The following is a 4,144-nucleotide window of genomic DNA, read 5'->3' as shown; positions in this document are numbered from 1 at the left end:
CGCAACCGTCATGGCCCTGTTGGCCGGTGGATCATGGAATGGAAATGTGATGAGTGCCTTTTCGCGCAACCGGCGGCGGATCCTCAGCCTGTGGCTGCCACGCCTGCCCATCGACCGCATCAAGCGCCAGTTGGCACACGACAGCTCCGCGCCGGCTAAAAACCAAAACGTTGACGTTGATCCCGGCATCGTCGTCGCCAAGCAAAACAACGCGCTGCAGATTTTTGCGCTCGACGACGCGGCCGCGCGGCTCGGCCTCGATATAGGCCTGCCGCTCGCCAATGCTCGCGCCATCTGTCCGCAATTAAGGGTGTACGATGCCGACGAAGCCGCCGACGCTCACGCGCTGAACGCCATCGCCGAATGGTGCGACCGCTTCACCCCGCTGGTGGCGCTCGATCCCCCGCATGGCCTGTTTCTCGACATCACCGGCTGCGTGCACCTGTTCGGCGGCGAGACCGCGATGATGCGGCTGATGTGCGACGTGTTGACCGCGCAGGGTTTTGCGGTCAGCGCCGCCATCGCCGGCACCGCCGTGTGCGCGCGGACGTTGACCCGTCATGTCCATGGCCGCATCGTCGGCGAAAGCGAGGAGGCCGATGCGGTCGGGCCGCTGCCGGTGTCCGCGCTCGGCGCCGATGCCGCCGTGGTTGCCGGCCTGCGCCGCGCCGGCCTGAAAACCATCGGCGATGTCGCCTCCCGCGCGCGGCATGAAATTACCGCGAGATTCGGCGCCAGCTTCACGGCGCTGCTGGAACAGGCGCTGGGACAAGGCGATGCGCCGATCAGTCCCCAAAAACCGCTGCCGGATTACATCGTCGAGAAGCGTTTCGCCGAGCCGGTGGCCACTGAAGCGGTGATCTCGGCGACCTTGTCGGGGCTCGCCGTAATGCTGGTCGCGGCGATGGCGCAGCAGGGCAAGGGCGCGCGGCGGCTGGAAGCCCGTTTCTTCCGCACCGATGGCGCGGTTCGCACCATCATGGTCGACACCGGCCAGCCCGTGACCAGGCCCGAGGTGATCGACCGGCTGTTTCGCGAGCGATTCGGCGCCTTGAGCGATCCGCTCGATCCCGGTTTCGGCTTCGATCTCATTCGCCTTAACGCCAGCCGCACCGAAATCGTCGTGCAGGAGCAGCGCGATCTCGATGCCAATGTGCATGACAATGACGAGGTGGCCGCATTGATCGACCGCATCGCCGCGCGCATCGGTGGAAAACGCGTAGTCGTGCATTTGCCGCAGGACACCCACATCCCGGAACGCGCGGTTAAGGCGGCGCCCGCGCAGCATCATCTGACCGCCGCGGCGCATGCAGCCTGGACGCCGCGCGTGGAAGGCGAGCCGCCGCTGCGGCCATTGCGGCTGTTCGAACGGCCGGAACAGATCAAGGTGATCGCGCAGGTGCCGGATGGCCCGCCAGCTCGCTTTGTCTGGCGCCGCGCCACCCACGCCGTGATCCGGGCCGAGGGCCCCGAGCGGGTCGCCATGGAATGGTGGCGCGCGGAAGGCGCGACCCTGACGCGCGATTATTTCCGCGTCGAGGACGAGGCGGGTTTGCGGTTCTGGCTTTATCGCGACGGACTTTACGACCGCGAGATCGTGCAGGAGGAAGGCAGGGCCGTGCAGCCGAACTGGTACATGCACGGATTATTCGCATGACCGTTCCTGCCTACGCGGAAATCGGAATCACCACGAATTTTTCGTTCCTGCGCGGAGGATCGGATCCGCGGGCTTACGTGCATCAGGCGAGCGACCTGCGGCTTCCCGCGATCGGCATCGCCGATCACAACACGCTGGCCGGCGTGGTGCGGGCCTACAAGGAACTCGACAATCCCAACGTCACCCATAAACCAAAACTTCTGATCGGATCGCGGCTTGTCTTGATCGACGATACGCCTGATATCCTGGTCTATCCCTGCGATCGCGCGGCTTACGGCAGGCTGTGCCAGTTGCTCACCCGCGGCAAGCGTGGCGACAATACCGAGAAGGGTGAGTGCCACTTAAAACTTGACGATCTCCTGGAATTTTCCGAAGGGCAGCTTCTGGTTCTGGTGCTGCCACATCGCTTTGAGGCGGAGAAGGCGCTCGATGTGCTGGATCGGTTGCAGAAGAGCCGCGCCGACGGCGTGTGGCTGGCCGCAAGCCTGTTGTATCGCGGCGACGACCGGCGCCGCCTGGCGCGGCTTCATCACATCGCCACAACCGCCGGCGTGCCGCTGCTCGCGACCAATGAAGTGCTGTATCACCATCCCTCGCGCCGCCGCTTGCAGGATGTCCTGACCTGCATCCGCGAAAAGACCACCATCGATGCCGCCGGCAGGCGGCTCGAGGCCAATGCCGAACGTTTTCTCAAGCCTGCCGAGGAAATGGCGCGCCTGTTTCGCGACGTGCCGGAGGCGATCACGGAAACCATGCGGGTCGCCGGCCGCATCGCGTTTTCGCTCGATCAGCTCAAATATCAGTATCCCGACGAGCCGGTGCCGCCGGGCAAGACCGCGCAGCGTCATCTGGAAGACCTGACCTGGCAGGGCGCGCACCGGCGATTCCCGGTCCGGATTTCGCCCAAGACCAGGAAAGTCCTGCACAAGGAACTGCGCCTGATCCGGAAGCTGAAATACGCGCATTATTTTCTCACCGTGCATGACATCGTCCGTTACGCGCGCAGCCAAAAGATCCTTTGTCAGGGCCGGGGATCGGCGGCGAATTCGGCCGTCTGCTATGTGCTGGACGTGACTTCCGTCGATCCGACCAAGGTCGATCTGCTGTTCGAGCGCTTCATTTCCAAGGAACGGCTGGAGCCGCCCGACATCGACGTCGATTTCGAACATTCCCGGCGCGAGGAGGTGATGCAATATGTCTATCGCCGATATGGCCGGCACCGCGCCGCTATCATCGCGACTGTCATCCATTACCGGCCGCGCAGCGCGATCCGCGACGTCGGCAAGGCGCTGGGGCTGACCGAGGATGTGACGGCGGCGCTGGCCGATACGGTGTGGGGAAGCTGGGGCAAGGGCCTCGACGAAATGCAGGTCAGGCAGGCGGGGCTGGATCCTCAAAACCCGATGGTCGGGCTCGCCGTCGAACTCGCCACCGAGCTGATCGAGTTTCCGCGCCACCTCTCGCAGCATGTCGGCGGTTATGTGCTGACGCAGGACCGGCTCGATACCTATGTGCCGATCGGCAATGCCGCGATGGACGACCGCACCTTCATCGAATGGGACAAGGACGACGTCGACGCGCTGAACATGATGAAGGTCGATGTGCTGGCGCTGGGAATGCTGACCTGCATCCGCAAATGCTTTGACTTCATCGCGGATCACAAGGGCGAACGCTGGGAGCTGGCGACGATTCCGCAGGATCAGAAACCGGTCTACGACATGCTGTGCCGGGGTGAATCGCTCGGCGTGTTCCAGGTCGAAAGCCGTGCGCAGATGAACATGCTGCCGCGCCTGAAGCCGCGGGTATTCTATGATCTGGTCATCGAAGTCGCCATCGTGCGCCCGGGCCCGATCCAGGGCGACATGGTGCATCCCTATCTTCGCCGAAGAAACCGCCAGGAGAAGGTGAGCTATCCGTCGCCGTCGCCCGAACACGGCGACAAGGATGAACTGCGCCGGGTGCTGCACAAGACCCTCGGCGTGCCGCTGTTTCAGGAACAGGCGATGCGGATCGCCATCGAGGCCGCGAAGTTTACCTCTGAGGAGGCCAACGGCTTGCGCCGCGCCATGGCGACGTTCCGCAATGTCGGCACCATCGGCAAATTCGAATCCAAGATGGTCAACAACATGATTGCGCGCGGCTACGATCCGGAATTCGCAAAAAACTGTTTTGATCAGATCAAGGGCTTTGGCAGCTACGGTTTTCCGGAAAGTCATGCCGCCAGTTTTGCCCAACTCGTCTATGTCTCGTCATGGCTGAAGCATTTCCATCCCGATGCGTTCTGCTGCGGGCTGTTGAATTCGCAGCCGATGGGATTTTACGCCCCGGCACAGATCGTCGGCGACGCCCGCAAGAACGGCGTCGAGGTGCGCGAGATCGATGTGTCGGTCAGCCACGCTCAGAATACGCTGGAGAAGGGGAGCGGGAAATATCACGCCGTGCGGCTCGGCTTCCGCCAGATCGACGGGTTCAAATGGGCCGATCCCG

The 4,144-nt window shown here is 63.3% G+C and carries 2 protein-coding genes and 1 pseudogene; all 3 read left to right on the top strand.

Going from position 1 to position 4,144, the window contains the following annotated elements:
* Positions 1-159, top strand: a pseudogene (locus tag QZ213_RS25430) (DNA repair protein); the annotation flags it as partial.
* 28 nt (positions 160-187) lie between these two features.
* Entirely contained in the window at positions 188-1,657 is a 1,470-nt protein-coding gene (locus QZ213_RS25425; protein WP_365885289.1) for a DNA polymerase Y family protein, read from the top strand.
* A partial coding sequence (locus tag QZ213_RS25420; protein WP_291688821.1) for an error-prone DNA polymerase occupies positions 1,654-4,144 on the top strand: 2,491 nt, incomplete at its 3' end. The genes QZ213_RS25425 and QZ213_RS25420, both read left to right, overlap by 4 nt.

The sequence above is a fragment of the Bradyrhizobium sp. genome (assembly GCF_017881085.1).
Taxonomy (GTDB): domain Bacteria; phylum Pseudomonadota; class Alphaproteobacteria; order Rhizobiales; family Xanthobacteraceae; genus Bradyrhizobium.
Note: the sequence above shows the minus strand (reverse complement) of the source record. Positions and strands in the feature narration are given on the sequence as shown.